Annotated in this window: 20 protein-coding genes; 6 read left to right on the forward strand and 14 right to left on the reverse strand. The window is 39.5% G+C overall.

Annotated features, from left to right (window positions below; all coding sequences use genetic code 11):
- Positions 1-12: 12 nt before the first annotated feature.
- Positions 13-984, reverse strand: a complete 972-nt coding sequence (locus RDY04_RS04975; RefSeq protein WP_303950779.1) for a thiamine pyrophosphate-dependent dehydrogenase E1 component subunit alpha — start codon at positions 982-984, stop codon at positions 13-15.
- Positions 985-1,397: 413 nt separating this feature from the next.
- Between RDY04_RS04975 and RDY04_RS04980 the strand changes: the two genes are divergently transcribed.
- Both RDY04_RS04980 and RDY04_RS04985 read left to right on the forward strand, forming a co-directional pair.
- Positions 1,398-1,823, forward strand: coding sequence for a hypothetical protein (locus tag RDY04_RS04980; protein ID WP_308000826.1), 426 nt, complete (start codon positions 1,398-1,400; stop codon positions 1,821-1,823).
- A gap of 303 nt (positions 1,824-2,126) precedes the next feature.
- Positions 2,127-2,396, forward strand: a complete 270-nt coding sequence (locus tag RDY04_RS04985; protein ID WP_303950784.1) for a hypothetical protein — start codon at positions 2,127-2,129, stop codon at positions 2,394-2,396.
- 173 nt (positions 2,397-2,569) lie between these two features.
- Here the strand turns inward: RDY04_RS04985 and RDY04_RS04990 are convergent, their stop codons facing one another.
- The 3 genes from RDY04_RS04990 to RDY04_RS05000 all read right to left on the reverse strand — a co-directional run bounded on the left by RDY04_RS04990 (position 2,570) and on the right by RDY04_RS05000 (position 6,530).
- Positions 2,570-4,513, reverse strand: a complete 1,944-nt coding sequence (locus RDY04_RS04990; protein ID WP_308000827.1) for a DUF2207 domain-containing protein — start codon at positions 4,511-4,513, stop codon at positions 2,570-2,572.
- 75 nt (positions 4,514-4,588) lie between these two features.
- Complete coding sequence (locus RDY04_RS04995) at positions 4,589-5,857, reverse strand: dihydroorotase (RefSeq protein WP_303950789.1); 1,269 nt, start codon at positions 5,855-5,857, stop codon at positions 4,589-4,591.
- Positions 5,858-5,876: 19 nt separating this feature from the next.
- Positions 5,877-6,530 carry a uracil-DNA glycosylase gene (locus tag RDY04_RS05000; protein WP_303950792.1) on the reverse strand — a complete coding sequence of 218 codons (654 nt, stop codon included), beginning with the start codon at positions 6,528-6,530 and terminating at the stop codon, positions 5,877-5,879.
- A gap of 213 nt (positions 6,531-6,743) precedes the next feature.
- On the opposite strand from RDY04_RS05000, the gene RDY04_RS05005 reads away from it, so the two are divergent.
- The 3 genes from RDY04_RS05005 (at position 6,744) to RDY04_RS05015 (ending at position 11,042) form a co-directional block, all read left to right on the forward strand.
- Positions 6,744-7,940 carry a cation diffusion facilitator family transporter gene (locus RDY04_RS05005; RefSeq protein ID WP_303950795.1) on the forward strand — a complete coding sequence of 399 codons (1,197 nt, stop codon included), beginning with the start codon at positions 6,744-6,746 and terminating at the stop codon, positions 7,938-7,940.
- 230 nt (positions 7,941-8,170) lie between these two features.
- The gene (locus RDY04_RS05010; protein ID WP_303950797.1) at positions 8,171-9,517 is read left to right on the forward strand and encodes a D-alanyl-D-alanine carboxypeptidase; all 1,347 of its coding nucleotides are present in this window, start codon (positions 8,171-8,173) and stop codon (positions 9,515-9,517) included.
- A gap of 184 nt (positions 9,518-9,701) precedes the next feature.
- Positions 9,702-11,042 (forward strand): D-alanyl-D-alanine carboxypeptidase family protein, encoded by a 1,341-nt coding sequence (locus tag RDY04_RS05015; RefSeq protein WP_303950799.1) that lies wholly within the window; start codon positions 9,702-9,704, stop codon positions 11,040-11,042.
- A 28-nt stretch (positions 11,043-11,070) separates the two neighbouring features.
- Here the strand turns inward: RDY04_RS05015 and RDY04_RS05020 are convergent, their stop codons facing one another.
- The 10 genes from RDY04_RS05020 to RDY04_RS05065 all read right to left on the reverse strand — a co-directional run bounded on the left by RDY04_RS05020 (position 11,071) and on the right by RDY04_RS05065 (position 20,076).
- Positions 11,071-11,922: a patatin family protein gene (locus RDY04_RS05020; RefSeq protein WP_303950802.1), complete on the reverse strand. Its 852-nt coding sequence runs from the start codon at positions 11,920-11,922 to the stop codon at positions 11,071-11,073.
- Positions 11,919-12,539 carry an SGNH/GDSL hydrolase family protein gene (locus RDY04_RS05025; protein WP_303950804.1) on the reverse strand — a complete coding sequence of 207 codons (621 nt, stop codon included), beginning with the start codon at positions 12,537-12,539 and terminating at the stop codon, positions 11,919-11,921. The genes RDY04_RS05020 and RDY04_RS05025 overlap by 4 nt, the downstream gene beginning before the upstream one ends.
- A gap of 3 nt (positions 12,540-12,542) precedes the next feature.
- Complete coding sequence (locus tag RDY04_RS05030; protein WP_303950806.1) at positions 12,543-14,120, reverse strand: AarF/ABC1/UbiB kinase family protein; 1,578 nt, start codon at positions 14,118-14,120, stop codon at positions 12,543-12,545.
- Positions 14,121-14,137: 17 nt separating this feature from the next.
- The gene (locus tag RDY04_RS05035) at positions 14,138-14,416 is read right to left on the reverse strand and encodes a phasin family protein (protein WP_303950808.1); all 279 of its coding nucleotides are present in this window, start codon (positions 14,414-14,416) and stop codon (positions 14,138-14,140) included.
- 247 nt (positions 14,417-14,663) lie between these two features.
- Entirely contained in the window at positions 14,664-16,100 is a 1,437-nt protein-coding gene (locus RDY04_RS05040) for a glycoside hydrolase family 1 protein (RefSeq protein ID WP_303950809.1), read from the reverse strand.
- 123 nt (positions 16,101-16,223) lie between these two features.
- A complete protein-coding gene (locus RDY04_RS05045; RefSeq protein ID WP_303950811.1) occupies positions 16,224-17,360 on the reverse strand; it encodes an AI-2E family transporter in 1,137 nt (378 codons plus the stop codon).
- A 78-nt stretch (positions 17,361-17,438) separates the two neighbouring features.
- A complete protein-coding gene (locus RDY04_RS05050) occupies positions 17,439-18,035 on the reverse strand; it encodes a histidine phosphatase family protein (protein ID WP_303950813.1) in 597 nt (198 codons plus the stop codon).
- Positions 18,032-18,640 (reverse strand): histidine phosphatase family protein, encoded by a 609-nt coding sequence (locus RDY04_RS05055; protein WP_303950815.1) that lies wholly within the window; start codon positions 18,638-18,640, stop codon positions 18,032-18,034. Before RDY04_RS05055 ends, RDY04_RS05050 begins: the two co-directional genes overlap by 4 nt.
- Positions 18,637-19,239, reverse strand: coding sequence for a histidine phosphatase family protein (locus RDY04_RS05060; protein WP_303950818.1), 603 nt, complete (start codon positions 19,237-19,239; stop codon positions 18,637-18,639). Before RDY04_RS05060 ends, RDY04_RS05055 begins: the two co-directional genes overlap by 4 nt.
- Before the next feature lie 18 nt (positions 19,240-19,257).
- On the reverse strand, positions 19,258-20,076 hold the full coding sequence (locus RDY04_RS05065) for a Cof-type HAD-IIB family hydrolase (RefSeq protein WP_303950820.1): 819 nt from the start codon (positions 20,074-20,076) through the stop codon (positions 19,258-19,260).
- 145 nt (positions 20,077-20,221) lie between these two features.
- Between RDY04_RS05065 and RDY04_RS05070 the strand changes: the two genes are divergently transcribed.
- Positions 20,222-21,241: a phosphodiester glycosidase family protein gene (locus RDY04_RS05070; RefSeq protein WP_303950821.1), complete on the forward strand. Its 1,020-nt coding sequence runs from the start codon at positions 20,222-20,224 to the stop codon at positions 21,239-21,241.
- The last annotated feature ends 6 nt before the right edge of the window (positions 21,242-21,247 follow it).

The raw sequence follows: 21,247 nt of genomic DNA on the forward strand, positions 1-21,247 counted from the left end.
CAACCTTTCTCTTTAGTCTACCCATACATCTTCAAAGGCAACTGAAAGTTCTGGATCTGGGCTATTTTGGGCGAACTCATAAGCTGCATCAACCTCTGCCTTAACTTGGCTTTGGATAGCATCTAACTCTTCAGCGCTTGCGATATTTTCAGCAACGAGATAGTCACGGTATTTAATAATAGGGTCGTTATTGTTCTTCCACTCGTCAACTTCTTCCTTAGTACGGTAAACACCCGCATCGGCAGTTGAGTGACCAAACCAACGGTAAGATTCTACCTCAACGATAGCAGGGCCGTTGCCACCACGGACATGCTCAACGGCCTTGCCCATTGTTTCATATACTGCCAAAACATCGTTACCATCTTCACAGTAGAATCCAGGGATACCATAGGCTTCTGCACGTGTATACAAGTGAGGAGTGTTGGTAGCTCTGTGAATATCCATTGAGATACCATAACGGTTATTGATGATAAAGAAGATAACAGGTAATTTCCAAGTAGCTGCCATATTGACTGACTCATGGAATGAACCTTCGTTAGTTGCGCCATCTCCAGAGAAAGCCACAACAATGTTTCCTGTTTCTTTATATTGCTGAGTGAGGGCTGCACCTACGGCAAGAGCGTAACCACCACCAACGATACCGTTAGTACCATAGTTACCTTTTTCAAAGTCTGCCAAGTGCATAGAACCACCACGACCCTTAGAAACACCTGTTGCCTTACCAGCAAGCTCTGCCATCATTTTATTCAAATCCATGTCTTGAGCAATAGATTGTCCATGTCCACGATGATTTGAAAAGAAGATATCGTCATAACTTAAGTGTTGGACAGCACCAACGTTGGCTGCTTCCTCACCAACTGAAAAGTGAGTCATCCCTTGAACAAAACCACGACGAACCAATTTATTAATACGTGAATCAAATTCACGGATACGTTCCATTTTAGTGAACATCTCAAGATGTGTCTCTTTAGAAAGTTTTACCATATCGATCTCCTCTATCGAAATTTTTCTATACATCTAGGATAGGTTAAAAAAACTTAATGAGCAAGAAATATGCTTAAAAAATGAAAAGCCTTACATCCTTATCACTTATAGGCAATTCCTATGCTCTTTTTCAAAGCGTTATGATATGATTATCCCAATATTTTTCCCTGAAGTCTTGGATTACTATTTTGCTGGTCCCTTTATCCTCTTTCTCGCTTTTTTACTTTGGTTTGCTCAAGACGCACCGCTTCAGCCGCTGCGTCTTATTTTAACCTAGTTAAAATCGTTGTAGCCCCCCTTTTTATTCCTAGTTGCTGATTTAGCCCTCGTCAAAGAGAGTTCTTTCTATCATCAATTGCTTTACGCTTTTTATCCAACTATACTATTTGACGTAGCAACTAGACTTCTTTCGATTGTCACTCCCCCACGTCCTACATATTAAAGGTAATGTTAGTTTTGATAGCGATTTACATATTTTGACTTACATTCTAGCTCCACTTATTATTTTCCTTACACTTAAAACCTTCCCGATTGATTTAGATCAGATGAGTAAGATTGATGAGTTTTGGGTTAGACGTAACTGGTTACGTAGCACAACTTTTCTCGCTGTCTATTTTGTCTTTTTCACAGTTATTCATGGTCTCAACAGTGTCCTTCCAGTAGAAAATAATCCTAAAAGCTTATTTGAAATTGTCTTCAGGGGAAGTTCTAATAGTTCGGTTGTCTTGGTACTTTACCTAGCCCTTCTTCTATGGGATTTTTACAATTGGAACAGTGCTATCCACCGGCAATCTGTTCAAAGACTAGACAGAGAACGTCATAAATTGCTGGGCCCATGACCAATTACAATAAATCCTTTATTCAAATCATTACACAGAAACAAGAATATTTTAATCTTTTCAAGAAAAAACTCAAAGGAGTCTAGCTTGATTCAGAAAATAAAGATATTACCAAGGCAACTAGTCTACTTGAAATTTATAAAACGGACAATGCTAGCATTGATAATCCGGAAACTCAGGAGGTGTTGGATCAGCTCAATAATCCAATTTTAGCTAGTTTCCTCTCTAACCGCATTTTAGAAATGCGAGCTGCTCATATTGATATTGCTAATGAACATCCGTCCTTAGTTTGGTGAGATTCGCTTGTCAGATTTAGATTTGTATCAACTTCTCCAAGCTTCGGATAAAGCGATATTTAAACTACTTCGTCCTGATATCAAGGTCAACAGTAGCTACCTACAACTAGATCACTCACAACTCCTTGCCGTCGAATTACCAGTTTTGGCTGATAAGGTTAGCCAAGATAAAGAACGGAATGATTTGGTTAAGACTTTACCAAATGTTGACTATCGAAACGGCTTACATTCAGGTTACCTGATACAGATTATTGAAATCTTTGAGCCTGGTTATTAAGACGATATAAAAAAATGCCAATGTCTATTTTTTTGTAACCTCATTTCTCTACTTACTAAAACATCTTGAAATGAAAGGAGCTAAATCAGATAATCCTCAAGCTAAACAAAGACACCCAAGTTGGTAAACTGAATGTCCTTTTATGCTAATATTCTACGATGGATTGGTAAGGTTTAGAAAGCACCTCCTCCACCTCCTCCACCTCCTCCGGAGAAGCCACCGCCACCTAGACCTCCACTACCACTGTTTGAGTTGATAGAAAAGTTACTTACGGTATTCGAAGTCGAAACATAGGATTCTATGCGGTTAACATTGTTCAAAATAATAAATGGAGTCGCAGAATGAGTGAACTCATCTAAAGATGGATTGCTGAGGTGGATGTTATATCGTTTCAATACATCACTTACTTTATTCGCTTGTCCGTAAAGTGTCGCATAAACCAAGATACGATTCCATAGGATAACGGATTCGAGTTCGGATTCTTTAAAACTATGAATACTCTTAATCATATTTTTAAAGCTATGCCACTGGTAATAGATTGAAATTTGAGTTGCATCAAGACATCTCTGACGACGTCTTTTTACTAAGTACCAGAATAAAATGGTAACTCCTGCTATAGGTAGAAGACCAAGAATATAGTAAAAGCCAAGACCGGATCCAAAGGCAGCAAATAAGAACAAGGTTGAAAGAATACAAAGCACCATTGAAAGTGCCAAAGCTACTACTCCCAATACGTTAAATGTCTTTTCTTTCGGACTAAAATCTCTATAAATATTAGGAAGTCCAAGCGCTAATTCCTCTTTTTCTACGCCTTTTGCTACTTGATAGCCGTCATTAGTGAATTGATATTTGACACGTTTTCCCTGTGAACGTATTGATTCTCGCTCATAGCTTGTTCTAGCACTCTTAAATTGTTTTTCTAGGCCATCTTTATCAAGATAATAGCGCGAGAACATTTCCGTATCTCTAATTTCCATGCGACCATCAAACAACATATCTAAGAATGCCCCTTCAAACGAAGAGAGACCATCCTTTTCAATACGTGTCAGAATATTACTATCACCTTCTTGTCTATAGGTGAGATAACCTCTATCAATCAAATCAAGGATGGTAGCTTGCACCATATATTTAAACTTCAGAGGACCCGTTTCTTCTTTTAGACCTGTTTTGTCGAACGGCTGATTATAAATATTCTTGGCTAGGACCAAAGGTGCTAAATCTTGAGGGGCCTCATAAAGACGGGCATCTCTAGGGAAGGAAGGCGTCCTAGTACTATATAAAACAATGAGATAACAGAAAATACCAACAAGAACAAAGCTTAAGATTACAAGTGGCAAGATGACATAAAATAGATATCGAAACTTTTCTTTAGATTTCTGGATATCTGCTTCTTTTTTTAGAAAGTCTGCCTTATTCGTCTTATTTAATAAGTAAGCCTGATTATTTTCTCGTAAAGCACTCGTCATCGGCCAGTAGGCGTGTAATTCCAATTTACCTGAAGATGGAAAATTGTCTACATGAACCTGATAACCTGAAGAAGTACTCTTAACCTGCGGGTCTTTTCCAAAATAACCAGAGTGAGCGTAAAGCTCTCCTTGACTGGCATCTAGACCATCAACTGTGAAATCAACTTGTCCAAATCCTTTATCCCAATCAGAGATAGGGAACCAGTTTAAAACAGCAATATCTGAATAGAGTGACAACATATTCTGTATCTGCCAGATAACTTTTAACTGAACCTTATCACCATCGGAACCTGAATTGTAGACTTTAAGTTTGATACCATCAGAAAGATTTGTTTCCTCTACTTGAATATCTGTTTTTTCTTTCCCATTTACAGTTGCTGAAACCTTGGGGGCATCCATGATAGAATAACCACCACTTTTCCCCAAGGTTACATACTGACCTTTATAGTCACTATCAAAATCATAAGTCACTTCCTGAGTAAACGTCGCATTACCATCATCTTGAATTGAAAGGTGACCAACATAGGAAGGCAGACTATACTCTACCTCATCCTCATCAGCTCGGACGTGCTGCAAAGACAATGGGAGAAAACAGACTAACAGAACAGTTAAAGTAACATATTTAAAAAGACCTTTCAGTATCTTTTTCATCATTTTGCTCCTTCAAGAACTAAAAAAGCAGGTGCAACACCAAGTGTCTCGATGTGCCCTGCTCTGATCCCTTATTTAGGCTTGATAAACAATCTCACCGTCACAGATAGTGTATTTAACACTGCCCGTAAGCTCTTCGCCTACAAATGGTGAATTGGCTGCTTTAGACTTAAAGTCTGCTGTGACCTGACGTTTTTCCTTGTCCGCAAAGATTACGAGGTCAGCTGGCCCATTTTCAGCCAAATAACCGGCATCGAAGCCATAAAGATCAGATGGGTTGCTAGTCATTACTTTCAAGAGTTCCGTCAAGCTTAAGTGACCTGCTTCAACCAAGTAAGTCAATCCAAGAGCTAGAGACGTTTCAAGACCAGTCATTCCTGATGGGGCTTTAGTCACATCAGCCACATTCTTTTCATCGGCATGGTGTGGCGCGTGGTCTGTGGCAATGACTGAGATGACTCCAGATTTCAACCCTTCGATAACGGCCTGACGGTCAGATTCCAAACGAAGTGGTGGGTTCATCTTTGCATTAGCACCTTTTGAAAGTAAGAGGTCTTCAGTTTTTGAGAAGTGCTGTGGTGCTACTTCAGCAGTGACTTGTGCTCCAAGTTTTTGAGCAAACTCAACGACTTTTACAGATTCAGCTTTTGACAAGTGTTGAATATGAACATGGGCTTGTGTATCATAAGCAATCATGACATCACGTGCAATCATACTGTACTCAGCTACGCCAGTCGCCCCACAAATATGAAACTCTTTTTTAGCAATATTTTCATTGAAACCGAGAATACCATTAAGATCTGGATCCTCCTCGTGAAGACTAATAAAGGTATTATTCTCTTTAGCCAACTCCATAGCCTTTTTGACAATTCCGGCATTGGTCAATGGAATACCGTCATCTGAAAATCCGACAGCACCGGCTTCAAGCAAACCCTTGAAATCAGTGATATTTTCACCATCAAAGTTCTTTGTAATAGTCGCAACAGACTTCACATGGATATTTTCCTTAGCTGCTGAAGTCAAGACCTCTTTCAAAGTTTCCTTGTCTGAAATCGTTGGATTCGTATTAGCCATCATCACAACTGTTGTAAAACCACCTGCAGCCGCTGCCAAGGCACCCGTATGAATGTCTTCCTTGTGGGTTTGACCTGGCTCACGGAAGTGAACATGGATATCAACCAAACCAGGAGCAACCACAAGACCAGTCGCATCAATGACTTGGGCATCACTAGCATCAATATTTTCAGCAATTTTAACGACCTTTTTACCGTCCACAAGAACATCAGCTTGCGAATCCAAACCAGATTTAGGGTCTACAACACGACCATTTTTAATCAGTAACATAATCTTCCAACTTTCTATTTTACTTCAACCAGTTAATTGGGGATTGGCCTTGAGATACAAGGTAGGCATTGGCTTTTGAAAAAGGCTTGCTGCCCAAAAAACCACGATAGGCCGACAAGGGACTCGGATGGGCACTCTCAATAATGGCATGCTTTGGATTGGTAACCAGAGCTTTCTTCTTACGAGCATAGCCACCCCAAAGTATAAAGACAACAGGAGTATCCTTTTGATTGAGAACCTTAATAACAGCATCTGTAAAAGGTTCCCAAATTTGACCAGCATGACCATTGGCTCGACCAGCTGGAACAGTCAGACAGGCATTAAGCAATAGCACTCCTTGCTCGGCCCAAGTTGTCAAATCATGATGACTTCTAGGACCAAGATCCTCCCCCAATTCTTTGAGAATATTAACCAAAGAAGGTGGAGCTGGAATCGTCTCAGGTACTGAAAATGACAAACCTTGAGCCTGATTAGGACCATGATATGGGTCCTGTCCAAGGATAACCACCCGAACTTCTTCAAAAGGAGTCTCTAACAAAGCATTAAAAACCTTTTCCCGTGGCGGATAAACCGTTCCCTGACTATAAACCTGATCCATAAACTGATTTATCTTTGAAAAATAATGATCCGGCAGTTCCTCTTTCAGAAGCTTGTGCCATGTCGAATGTTCCATAAAAACCTCTTTTTAGACTGTTTTACACCCTAAATTATACCATAATTTGTAGGAAATATTCGGAAAATACTGAAAAAGCACTCTGATGACGAGGCATTTTCTATAAAGTTTAAAAAATGAGTGACTCCACAAGTTTAAAGGGCTTACAACCTTTAACTCGTTATAGTTTTATGCTATAATTTAAACTTGTATTTTAACAGAAAAGGTAATCCTATGACTACGTATGAAAATTTAAGAGCAGCCAGACGAGGTCCTATTGTCAGCATCGCTGCCTACCTTCTTCTTACCATTGCAAAACTTCTAGCTGGACACTTTTTAAACTCTAGCTCATTGATTGCTGATGGTTTTAACAACTTATCTGATATTTTGGGGAATGTCGCCCTACTCATTGGATTGCACCTGGCTAGTCAGCCAGCTGATGCAGATCATAGGTTTGGTCATTGGAAAATTGAAGACTTATCAAGCCTAGTCACTTCCTTTATCATGTTCGTGGTAGGTTTCCAGGTCCTCATTCAAACAGTCCGGAAGATTTTTCTAAGAGAGGAAACAGTCGTTGATCCACTTGGTGCCACTGTCGGTGTTCTATCTGCTCTCGTCATGTGTGGCGTTTACTTATACAATAAAAGACTTGCTAAAAAGCTAAAATCCAGTGCCCTTATCGCTGCTGCTAAGGACAACCTATCAGATGCTATGACCTCTATTGGTACTTCAATTGCCATCGTCGCAGCATCCTTCAACCTTACAATCATCGACTATATTACTGCTATTATCATCACCTTCTTCATCCTAAAGACGGCCTATGATATCTTCATGGAAGCAACCTTTAGTTTGTCAGACGGTTTCGATGAGAGAAACCTCAAAGCTTATGAAAAAGCTATTCTTGAGATTCCAAAAGTCACTAAGGTTAAGAAACAACGTGGCCGTTCTTATGGTAGCAACGTCTATCTTGATATTGTGGTTGAGATGAATCCTGACCTCTCTGTTTACGAGAGTCATGCCATTACCGAGCAAATTGAAGAGGTTCTCAGCAATCGTTTCTCTGTTTACGACACTGATGTTCATGTAGAACCCGCTGCTATTCCTGAAGACGAAATTTATGGAAATGTCCTTCACAAACTCTCTCGAAATGAAAAGATTATACTGTCAAAAATCCCTGACTATGAAAATCTCTTAGCACCTGACTTCTACTTAATTGATGAAAGTGGTCATCATCACACACGTGAGGAAGTCATTGCCAATCATCAACCACTTCTCAATAACTTTGACAGCTTCAAGATGACATCTGTTAGTCAAAAAACGAAATTAATTAGTTATGAGTTGGGAGGAAATTTCCACACTAGTATCTGGCGTCGAAATGAAACCTGGTTCATGATTTACCACCAAGTGACAAGGATAAAAGATGAAAAGTAACGTGCAAGAAAGCTCGTTTTTTTCTGTTTCCAACTATATTTTGTGTAACATTCATACGATTATAAAAATTACATTAAAATACCGAATGTTAGGAAAACTCTAACTTTTATATGTTATAATAAAAGTGTTTGTAACTACTGAATTTAAGTTTTTAACAGGCAAATGTTATTAATAGATAGAAATAGGTTCTGCCAGCTACAGAACCCCATGGATTTTAAAGGAAACACATTGTGAAAAAGAAAATTGTTGCCGTCCTTTTAGCAGCTTGTCTAGCCCTAGCACCGAGTTTGTCTAGTGCAGACGAATTGATGGATATCACACGCGCTGCTGGTTATACTGAAGCCACTGAAGCCTATCGCCCCAAATCAACCCTCTTAATTGATGGCAATACCGGAGATGTCCTCTGGGAAGAAAATGCTGATGAGGTACGTGACCCTGCTTCTATGTCTAAGGCCATGACACTTTATTTGGTCTTTGAAGCTATGTCTAAAGGAGAGATTTCTGAAGATACTGTTATCACAGCTACTCCAACCGACCAAGCTATTGCCGATATTTACGAAATTTCCAACAATAAGATTATTGCAGGTGTTGATTATACCGTTTCAGAACTCATCACTATGACGGCGGTGCCTTCCTCTAACGTTACAACCGTGATGCTGGCCAACTACTTGACCAATAATGATCCTGATAAATGGCTGGACATGATGAATGAAAAATCTAAAGAGCTAGGGATGACAAATACCAAATGGTTTAACGCTTCTGGTGCCGTTGCTGTTGCCTTCAAAGGTTACTACAGTCCTCAACGTTATGATAACAACCAAACCAACCAAACAACTGCGCGTGATTTGGCTATCATGACCTATAACTTCATCAAGAAATACCCAGAAATTCTCAAATACACTAGCAAACCTGTTGTCACAGTTAAAAAGGGAACACCTTACGAGGAAACTTTCGAAACTTATAACTACTCTATTCCAGGAGCTAAATACGGAATTAAAGGGGTTGATGGTTTGAAGACGGGATCAAGCCCAGAAGGTGCCTTCAACTATATTGATACCATCAAGCGTGGTGATCAACGTATGATTGCTGTCATCATGGGTTCTGGTGATTGGTCTGACCAATCAGGTGAAGAAATTCGTCATACCTTTGGTAATGCTCTCGTTGAGAAAATGTATAAAGACTTCTCTTACAAGAAAGTTCTTAGCAAGGGTGAACAAGAAATCGACGGTAAAAAATACAATGTCGAAAAAGACGTCTATGTCACAGTTAAAAAAGGTAAAGACCCTAAAATCTCTGTTAAAGATGATCAAATTGTTATTGATAATGGTCTGAAGACAGTATCACCTAATATCAAGGCTACTTCTGTTAAAGCTACAAAAGTTAAGGGATGGTTCGATTTTGGAAGTAAGCAAAAAGATAAAAAGGCTACTAAAGCAACAAATAATGGCCAACTCCCAGTTTATTTCTGGTTGCTATGCCTTATCCCAGTTGGTCTCCTCTACTTGATTTACCTTAATGAAAAAGGACGTCGTCAAAAAGTCAAAGAACGTCGTCAAGCAAGACAAATCAATAAATAAAAGAAAGCGTGTCCATGACACGTTTTCTTTTATACTTTATTAAAGGGAGTCCCCCAAGAATACTGATAAAACCACCCAAAACTATGTAATAGTCAAGTATGACTTTTTAACACACATATAACAAAAATAGATTAAAGGATGCCTTTTAAGAGAGCATATAAACATTGTTAATAAGGAGATTATTTTGAAAAAGAAATTGTTTGGCCTCTTCATGACAGCTAGCCTGGCTTTAACCCCTAGTTTGTCATCCGCTGACCAACTGGTAGATATTGCACAAAAAGCAGGTTACAAGGAAGCCACTGAGGCCTACAGACCTAAGTCATCACTATTGATTGATGCTAATACTGGTGATGTTCTTTGGCAGGATAACATTGATGAAGTGCGTGACCCTGCTTCCATGAGTAAGGCTATGTCTCTCTACTTGGTTTTTGATGCTTTGTCAAAGGGAGAAATCAAAGAAGATACCGTGATTACAGCCAAACCAACCGATGAGGCTATTGCTAATATCTACGAAATTTCAAACAACAAGATTGTTTCTGGAGTTAAATACACGGTTTCGGAACTTATCACTATGACGGCTGTTCCTTCTTCAAATGCAGCGACAGTCATGCTTGCCAACTATCTTAGTGATAATGATCCAGACAAGTGGATTGATCGCATGAACGAGAAGTCCAAAGAGCTCGGCATGACAAATACCAAATGGTACAATGCCTCTGGAGCGGGGGCAGCATCCTACAAAGGCTACTACACGCCCAAACGTTATGATAATAACCACTCTAACCAGACGACAGCCCGTGATTTATCCATCATGGCCTATAACCTTATCAAACATCATCCTAACATCCTTAAATACACCAGCCAACAGACAGTAACTGTCAAAAAAGGAACACCATATGAAGAAACCTTTGAAAATTACAACTACTCCTTGCCTGGTGCTGATTATGGCCTCAAAGGAGTCGATGGCTTAAAAACAGGCTCAAGTCCTCGTGGAGACTACAACTACATTTCCACATGTAAGCGTGGTAATCAGCGTGTCATTTCAGTTATCTTAGGCGTTGGAAACTGGGAAGATGAAAGTAGTGAAAAAATCCGTCATGCTTTCGGTAACTCCCTCATTGAGAAAATGTTTAAAGACTATTCCTACAAAAAAGTCCTAAGCAAGGGCAAACAAAAGATTGATGGCCATAAATACGATGTCCAAAAAGATGTCTATGCCACAGTGAAAAAAGGACAAGAGCCTAAGATTAGTGTTAAAGATGATTATGTCGTTATCGATAATGGTTTGAAAACAGTGTCACCTAAGATTAAAGCAAGTACTGTCAAGGCGACTAAAACTGGCTTCTTCCTCTTTTCAAACGGTCAGAAGGACAAACAAACAAGCAATAAGCATAACTTTATGGAACACTTTGCCCTGTTCTGCTTCCTCCTGTTACCAATTTACGTTATCTACCTGATTTTCAACAATGAAAAGAAGCGTCGTCAAAAACTCAACAAACGTCGTCAAGCTCGACAAATGAATAACTAAGAAAAACGTGCCCAGAAAAGCACGTTTTTTAGTTGTCTCCAAGAAATATTTTGAGATTGGTCATATCATTACGCATTTGTTCCAACCCTTCTTGATAAATAGCTTCAAACTTTTCTGGGTCCTTTTCCAATCGACCAACTTCAAGTGCTTGCTCTGGACGAATGGCATAAAGATTGCCAGTTTTTTCTAAATTCTCAATCTTTTCAATACTCTTATTGTAGTGGATATGGCGATTTGAAGCCACTTGGACAAATTTAGGATACTTGCGGTAAAAGAGCTTGTAGATGCGCTTACTCGTTTTAGATGGCTGTTTACGGTAGCCCTTAGGACGCGTCAAAACTACTATAAGTTTGTCAAAGCCCAGATTTTCCATAAAATCAATAGGGAGACTATCAGACAGACCACCATCCATGTAGCGTTTGCCCTTGTACTCGACTATTTCAGAAACCAGAGGTAGGGCAGAACTTGCACGAAGGGCTTCCATCTGCTCAAAGACATGGTCAATCTTGATGTAGTCTGGTTTTCCAGTCTCAATATCTGTAGTAACCACATAGAAGGGAACACCTGACTCAGCAAAAGCTTCCTGATCAAAAACATCTAACTCCATAGGAACCTTATAATAGGAAAACTCCTTATTAACGAAGTTACCGGTTGTCAGCCATGACCAGAAACTTATGTAATGACGGTCTCCCATGAATCGCTTGTTATAACGAAGAGCTCTTTTGGGTTGGTTAGAGAGATAATTGACACCAAAAAGTGCTCCAGCTGATACCGAAACAACACCATCCACCTTAATACCAGCTTCTAAAAAGGCGTCTAAAACACCAGCTGTGTATAAGCCACGCATACCACCGCCTTCAAGGACTAAACCTACCTTCATTCTAAAATCTCCTTTATAATTGGTTCTGCTATGACCTGATAAGCTTGTGGACTCAAGTGCAAACCATCAGTTGTGTAGTTGGTATTTAACTGTCCTTGAACATCTGTAAGGTAATCATAAAGATCGACATAGGTCACACCGGGGAGAACAGCTAATTGTTGATTAAGTTCACGTACAGTCGCATTGTTTCGAATCTTAACCTTAGAACTATGCTCTGGTCTTTCACTGACTGGTAGGACACTCAGTAAGTAAATTTCTGTAAATAGAGATTCTTGTCGAACCGCCATAACAATATCAGAAATACGATTGACAATATCCTGAATGGGATAAGCTCGTCCAATATCGTTAATACCAATCAAGAGCACCATTTTACTTGGTTCTAAATCTAAGACCTGCTCTTTAAGATGTTCTAAAAGCCAAACCGAGTCTGTTCCTGCAATCCCACGGTTAACCAGGGGAAACTCTCTACCCAAATATTTTTTCAATGCAAAAAACTCCGTGATGGAGTCCCCTGCAAAAACAATTTGTCCTTTGTCTAACTTTTGATTTTCACTTACAAATTTAGCTAAACGTTCTTTTTGATAGGCCACAAGCTCAGGCCTAGTTGTTTCAATCATACTTCATCCTTTTTTCTTAAATATTATACGCACTACCGTGATTAAAGCTAGAAAAGTTCCAAGTCCAAGAAATAGCCAGGCAAGATTTTCAAAACCTGATTTATTGGCCAAAAGTGCACCGGAAAGTAGAAATCCCAATGTCAGCAAGGCTAAAACCAGATTATTTAAAACTTTCTCAAAGACTTTAATTCGACCTGAAAAGTTAATAAAATCATGGTTTACCACAATTCGTCCGTTTAAAATCTGCTCCAAGAGCTGATGCAGACGACGTGGAATATTTTTTCCATTGCGAAGCAAGTAAAAGAGTTCAATCAAGATAGTCTCTTTATTCAAGGTCTGCTTAAGCATGTCAGGTCCCATATTTTCTAGGAAATAATCCTTGGCCAGGGTCATTAAATCCATATTTGGGGCTAATTCTCGAAAAATACCTTCAATTTGAAGCGAAGATTTCTCCAAAATAGTAATTTGAGAAGAGGCTTTAAGATGATTCTTCTGGAAAATAGCCAGTAAATCCTCTAGCAAATCTGTCATGGACAGACTTCCCAAATCAACACCAGAATAACGACCCAGCATCTGCTCCACATCCTGACTCAGAACAGCACGATTTAGACCATTATCATACTGGGTAACTGACAAAATAGCCTTAGTCATGCCGTCAACATCCTGAGCAGTAAAACTATATAAGATGTCATTTAAGGACGCACGCATCCCCGCTTCCAACTCACCCATAATTCCAAAGTCAATGAAACAAATCTTGCCATCACGTACCAACAGATTTCCAGGATGAGGATCACCATGAAAATAGCCGTCTTTGAAAACCTGCTTGATAAATGACAGCATGAGTTTCTTGCCCACGTCTTCCAGGTCATAACCAGCCTCTAGCAATTGGCTATAGTCATTAAGGGGAATCCCATCGATGTACTCTTCGACTATTAGGTGTGGCGTCGTAAAGGAATCATAGACCTCCGGGACACCTAGACAAGCAACAGCCCTGTTATTTGCCTTAAAACGCTTCATGGCCTCTGCTTCATTTCTGAAATCAAGTTCCTTAATTAGAGTTTCTCGCAGATTTTCTAAAACCTCCTGAACATCAACCATAGGTATAAAATGCTTTGGAATATGGCGTGCAAGCTTAATAAGAAGCTGAATATCTTCCTTAACGACCTCATCAATACCTGGTCTCTGAATTTTTATAATCACTTCCTGACCAGACAACAATCTAGCCCTATGGGTTTGAGCTACAGAACCAGAAGCCAAGGGCTCTTCCGAGAAACCAAGGAAACTGTCAAAAAGCCCATTTGGTAATTCTCTCTTAATGGCAGTCATGACTTTCTCTTTATTCAAGGGAGGAACTGAGCTCTGGAGTTTTGATAATTCTCTGATATAGGCCTCTGGCAAAAGGTCAGAGCGCGTGGATAGGATTTGACCAATTTTAACAAAACTAGGTCCCAATTGCTCAAAGGCTTGGCGTAACTTGACAGGTGTTGTCTGTTGATCTTGTGGAAGGTGTTTTTCACGATAAGAAAGGAGACCAACTGACGAGAAAACCTTCAACACCTGTCTCAATCGTTTACTTGCCATTTTAGTCTCCTTACATTTTATTTATTTTGACTGAGCAAAGCGTCAAGTTTTTCTTCAAGACGTTTCACGTCATCCTTAGTCGCATACTCAACTGAAGATTTCTTAGAATCAAGTTTATTCAAAAATTCTTGAGCTTCTTCCTTACTTTGACGTTTGAGCTCTTGTTCCAGTTCCTTACCTTCTTCAACAGTCAAGCGCCCCTTTTCAACCAACTCTTTGACAAAACTATCAGCTTTATCTACTGTCATAGCAGTCAATCCGATTCCAGCTAAGAGAACTTTTTTCAAATCATTCATTATCATTACCTCCATCTAGGTAGGAAAAGCAAAGAAATAGACTAGCTACTTCTTCAGAAAATATAAGAACGTTTTCATGCTTTTATTCTACCACTTTTTCAGAAAATGTGTTAAATAACGCAAATCACATTCTGTAGTATTTCAATACTCTTTATACGAATATATACATGGAAATGCTTATCTATCAAGGTTGTACTAAAATACTAAACAATAATCTCACGCTTTTGCTGAGATTATTAACAAGTTTCTATTTGTAAAGGGCTTCACCATTACTTTCGATAACAGACTTATACCAAGCAAATGATTTTTTCTTATAACGAGCCAAGCTCCCACTACCATCATCATTACGATCAACGTAGATGAAACCATAGCGTTTACTGAGTTCAGCCGTTGAAGCTGATACCAAATCAATTGGTCCCCAAGTCGTATAGCCCCAAAGCTCCACACCATCTTGAAGAGCTTCACCGACTTGAATCAAGTGTTTTTGAAGGTAATCAATACGATAATCATCTTCAACTGTTGGACCATCAGGACCGTCAACAAGGACATCTTTGGCACCTAAACCATTTTCAACAATAAACAATGGCAACTGATAACGATCATAAAAGTCATTTAAAACTAGACGAAGACCGATTGGATCGATTGCCCAACCCCATTCCGATTTCTCAAGGTAGGGATTCTCAACACCACCCATAATATTTCCTTTACCAGTCTTATAGTCTTCAGGATTGTGGGCGGTTGCCACAGACATGTAATAAGAGAATGAAATAAAATCAACGGTATTCTTCAAGATTTCTTCATCATCAGGAGAGAATTGTATTTCAATACCATTCTCTTTAAAAAAGCGTTTAATATAGTTTGGATATTTCCCACGTGCATGGATATCTGAGAAGAGATAGTTTTGATTTTCAAACTCGTGAATAGCCAACTGATCCAAAGGATTAGCTGTCATCCCATAAGCTGGCATGGCAAGAACCATACAACCAATCTTAAAATCAGGGTTGATGTCATGACCAATCTTGGTTGCTGAAGCTGATGCGACTAACTCATGGTGGACTGCCTGATAGAGATCCTGTTTAGAGAGCTCTTCCATAGGTGTTGCAATACCACCTGACATGAATGGTGCATGTAGAACAGAGTTCACCTCATTAAAGGTCAACCAATATTTGACCTTATCTTTATAACGTGTGAAGACGGTGCGAACATAGTTTTCATAAAAACCAATCAATTTACGATTAGTCCATCCATTGTATTCACGCGCCAAGTTTAGAGGTGTTTCATAGTGAGACAAGGTTACAAGTGGTTCAATGCCGTACTTAGCCAACTCATCAAAGACTTTATCATAGAAAGCAAGCCCAGCTTCATTTGGTTCAGCATCGTCACCATTTGGGAAAATACGAGACCATGCAATTGACATACGAAAGACCTTGAAGCCCATCTCTGCAAAAAGTGATATATCCTCTTTATAACGGTGATAGAAATCTATACCTTCTAGCTTTAGATTATCTGGTGTTGGTTGATCTGTAATCAAAGGATTCAAAGACCCAGGTTCAAGTGGAACACCACCCTTTGGCGTCACATCCTGTACAGACAAGCCTTTGCCATCTAAGTTGTAAGCTCCTTCTAACTGGTTGGCAGCTGTTGCACCACCCCAGAGAAATTCTTTTGGAAATGTATAAGTCATCTTTTATCTCCTCGTCATGTTTAATCTACTAATAGTATAACACTTGAAAAACGATTACACTTATACTATCTTATTGAAATCTGATACTATAGTACGAAAAAAACAGACCAAAGTCTGTTTTAATTACTCATCATTTTCAATAATATTTGCTACTTTGGCTTCTTCTCGCATAACTACATTATCTTTAACAATCTGATAAAGGGTCGCGGCTACTGGCACAGAAACCAACATACCCAAGATACCACCCAAGGCAGATCCGATGGTGATAGCGAAGATAACCCAAATACCAGGAAGTCCGGTTGATCCACCAACCACATAAGGATAGATGAGATTTCCCTCAAACTGTTGCAAAATAACCACATAGAGAACAAATAAAAGTGCCAAGGTCACAGAGTGCGTCATAATTAAGATGGTACCAATCGTCACACCAATATAGGCCCCTACAACTGGAATCATAGCTGAAAAACCAATCAAGATTGATATAGTCGCGGCATATGGAAAATTAAAGATGAGCATCCCAATATAACATAAAGTTCCCAAGATACAAGCCTCAATCGACTGATAGACAAAGAAATTGCGGAAGCGATTATTGAGAATAGCAACTACATAGTGGAAAGTCTTACCATAACGTCCTAAATAGACGTCTACTAAACGATTAACCTGATTACCTAGTTTCTCCTTTCCAGCTAAAACATAACAAGAAAAGACAACACTGATAAAGAGATTAATCAAGGTTGATGGTAGACTCGTCAACGAAGTCAAGAAGCTGGTTAAACCATTCATGATTTGTTGAAGCAACTGGGCACTGTAGCTATTGATTAGCTCTCTAACCTGTGTCACACCACCCAGGTCTTGAATGATTTTCTGTAAGGATTTGTTTTTAAGCAACCAATTAATCAAGTTATTTATAGCTGAACGGTCTTGACTAATCAAGGTGTTGATACTGTCAATCAAATCAGGAAGGACAGTGAAGACGACCCAAGTAAAGACCAAACCAATGGTTGCCAATGCCGAGAGCAAAGCAATGGGACGCTTGATCTTAGCGATAAAACCAAATGGAATAAACTTGACCAGTAGCTTCTCATAAAAAGACATTAGGATATTGACCACAAAGGCAATTCCCGCTCCAACTAAGAAGGGCTGACTGGCAACAAATATCGTGTTACAAATCGAAACAACTGTTTCCCAATAGGTATATATCAAGAAACAGCTGAAAAACAGTACAGCCATCCAAATGAACTGATTTTTTGTAAACTTCATAGGCACTCCAAAATTTAAAATACCCTTCCATTATACACTAAGAAAGGGTTTCTTACTATCTTTGATTATAGAAATCCGCTAAAATTCCACCGTCTCTTGATCAGCTATTGGATCTATCAGCTTGACAAAGTGGAAGCTAGATCCATCGTAATCAAAAACTAAGATGGCACAATTGCCTGGACACGACTCAAACGCCCGCTCCGGCTCAACAGCATGAAGAAAAGTCATCAAGGCTCCAGCGTGACTAACAGCTAAAATAGATTGGTCAGGATGCTTATCTACTATCTCCTTAGCACTCGCAACCACACGCGTAACAAACTGATCTTGACTTTCCCCACCAAACTGGGCATAGTGGTCACCAAAATGCCCCACTATAGATGTCTTGGGATGAAGATACTCTGGCTGACCTTCAAAAATACCAAAATGCATTTCTTTAAGCCCCTTGATACGATGATAATCAGTACGCCCAGTCGCCAATTCAATGGTATCAGAAGCTCTTTCGGTTGTCGTGCAATAATACTGATCAAAAGTCATATCATGTTTTTCAAAATAAGCACGGACCTGACGAGCTTGGTCCCGACCTTTCTCAGTCAAAGGAGAATCACACCAACCTTGAATCCGATTAAGTGTGTTAAAAAGTGTCTGTCCATGTCGCATTAAATAGAGCCGTGTCATTCTTCGCCTCCATAGATATACTCTTCTTCTACAGGATTATATACTGAAACCAGTTCAAATTGCCCTTGATCATAAGTAAAATGTAAGATGCAACAATTTTTAAGACCACGAATATCTGGGACAGGATCTAAAACACGTCTAAAGAACTGTGCTATGGCAGCACCATGACTAACAATCAAAGACTTAGATCCCTCAGCCACACTCTCCATAATAGCCCTTACAGTTAACTCCATACGATCTTTAACTTGAGTAGCACTCTCACCACCAAATTGAACAAAATATTCCCCATAGCCTTGACCATCCGGTAAGAGTTTAGGATTAAGGTACTCTGGCTGTCCCTCGAAGGCACCAAAATCTTGTTCCTTAAGCCCTTTAAACCTTTCATAATCTGTTCTTCCAGTCACGATTTCTAGGGTATCACTAGCTCTCTCAGAGGTTGAAGTAAAGACCTGATCAAAAATCGGCTCCTGCTTGGCTAGATACTGACCAGCCTTCCTAGCCTGTTCAATCCCAAGTTCCGTCAAGGGAGCATCGCAGACCCCTTGAATCCTATGTTGAGCGTTAAATCGCGTTTGCCCATGTCTCATTAAATAAAATTCTTTCATAATGTTACCTCTAAACCAGAAATCGGATCAATCACCTGAAGAAGCTCCAATTGACCTTGGTTATAATCATAAACACAAACATTACAATTTCCAAAGCCCACTCCTTCAGGAAAAGCCAAGTCCATGAAAATGATTAGTCCCCATAAAGCTGCCCCATGACTGACAAATAGGAGATTCTCATCACCATCTTTAGTGTGTGCTTCTGCTTTCTCTAAGACAGTCTTTAAGACCCTCTGACCAACCTCGCGAATATCTTCACCACCGTATGGGACCAAGAGATCTTCAAAGGATCGTGAACCTGGTCGATGTTTGGGGAGGAGGTGCTCTGGTTGAGCTTCAAAAGACCCAAAGTTCATTTCTTTAATTCCCTTGAGCTGGGTTACCGAATAGTCAGGCGCCACAATCTTTGCCGTATCAGTAGTTCTTTCTTGCGTAGAGGAGTAGACAGCATCAAAAGAAATCCCTTTCTTCGCAAAGTACTGCTTGGCTTGTTCTGCCTGCCAAATCCCATTTTCAGTCAAGGGCGAGTCACACCAGCCCTGAACACGCTTTTGTGTATTAAATAGTGTCTCACCATGTCGCATTAAATATAACTTCATTACTCTACTACACTTTCATTAAACCAATCCTAAATAATCTTCTAAGACAGTCAAGACTCCTTGGTCTTTGTGGTGGGGAGCAATCTGATCGGCCACTTGCAAAATAGCTGGACTGGCATTTTCCATAGCATAAGAGCGGCCAGCCATTTGCAAGAGCTCAAGATCATTATCTCCATCACCAAAAGCCATGACATTGGACTCAGATAAGCCCCAATGGTTAAGAAGCTGCTTAAGTCCCCAAGCCTTGTGAATACCTTTTTGAATGAAATCAATGGCACCAAAACCACTGGGAACAGCAACTAGATTGCCATCAAAATCACGATTAAAAGCCTTTGAAACACGATTAGCCTCTTCAGGACTCAGCAACATGGTAATCTTGATGAAATCATCATCTAACTCCTCCAGCCCATTCAAACGTTGAATCGATGCTTCCATGGCGGCTTGCTCTTCTTCTGTTATCATCTCAGCAAAATTAACCCTAGACCCTTTTAACATATAGTAGCTTTGAGCACCATTAAATATAGTTGGCCTATCTAACAAATCATAATTGAAATAGCTTAGCAGGTTTTCAACATCATTTGATGCCATAAACTCCTGACACAGAAGCTTACCATAGCTAACCACCTGACCTCCATTTTCAGCTACAAAATGCAGACGGTCAAAAGTCTCCTCAAACATGGGTTTAAGTCGACTCATACTATTACCTGATGCAACGACAAAGTGCATATCACGCGCAGCCATGACATCTAAAATCTGACGAAAGCGCTCCTTGTCATAGCTTCCTTCATCATCTAAAAATGTTCCATCCATATCTGTTGCAATCACCTTAATGGTCATAAAGCACCTCCTTGACTAACTTATCCCTATTATAACCCTTTTAGAAAACGCTTACCAGTACCATACTAGGAAAAACTGATACTATTCTTGGATATTTAATGATCTTAGGATTGTTTTGTAAGCCCAGATTGTTTATAATGATTGTATGAAATTGAAGAATATTTTAAGAATACTATTTTCTCTTCTAATGATAGGTGCCATCGTTGGTGGACTGCTCTACCTCACCATCTACTTTAGCAACCGAGATATTAAGAAACTCTCCATGCCATCAAATAAGGATGGATTAAGCTTTACTATAAAGAATAAAGAGCTCCTCGACCAATCTGTCCTACTTGAAAAAGGCAGTATTAAAAATGTAGACATGCAAATTTTATCTTTCAAAAAGGACGGAAAATATGTCCTACAAAAAGGAAAAACCAAAGATAATAATCCTGAACTTACAGAGCAAAGTATTAGGCACGAAGCTAAGCGGCGAGATGCTCTTGCTCTGATTAACTCAGGTTTTTGGTCTTATGAGGGTCTAGATCGCCCTTTCGCTCAAAAAGAAATCGAACTTGGCAAAACAGGCCTTCTATATGGAGATGATCAAAATAATATCACTGCCGGAACCTACCCAAATATAGACACAGCTAAAATGTTTACCCACATGGGAAGTAACGGTTGGGATACAGGTGCCTTCGGAATTATCATTAAGGATAAAAAGCTAGATAAAACTTGGGAAAAAGGTGATCCTGACCAACCAAATGCTCGTTCTATTTACGTCGAGACCTATGATGGTATTATCCGTATTGTCCAAACCTACGGCCACACTTCTCTCAATAAAGGATTAAATCACGAAGATATTTATAATCTTTTAAAAAATGTAGGCTACTCAAATATTCGCTTAGCTTTCTTACTTGATGGTGGTGGAACGACTCGCATGTACACCCGATCTGACAATGGTAAGGAAAAAGTTGCTGGAGCATTTGTTGATGACAGAACCTATATTGAGTACCTCTATCTCGCCAAGCGTGACAGCAATGCTACTGATCCAAATATATGGCGTGATCAAAAGCTGGTAAAAGCAGGAAAATCCAAGTCAATCACTTACGGCGACTATATTAAATCAATCTTTTCAAATGGAACAGTTCCAGGAACCCAATACCAATTTGAAATCTCTAAATAATACAAA

It is taken from the genome of uncultured Streptococcus sp. (assembly GCF_902463925.1).
GTDB lineage: Bacteria > Bacillota > Bacilli > Lactobacillales > Streptococcaceae > Streptococcus.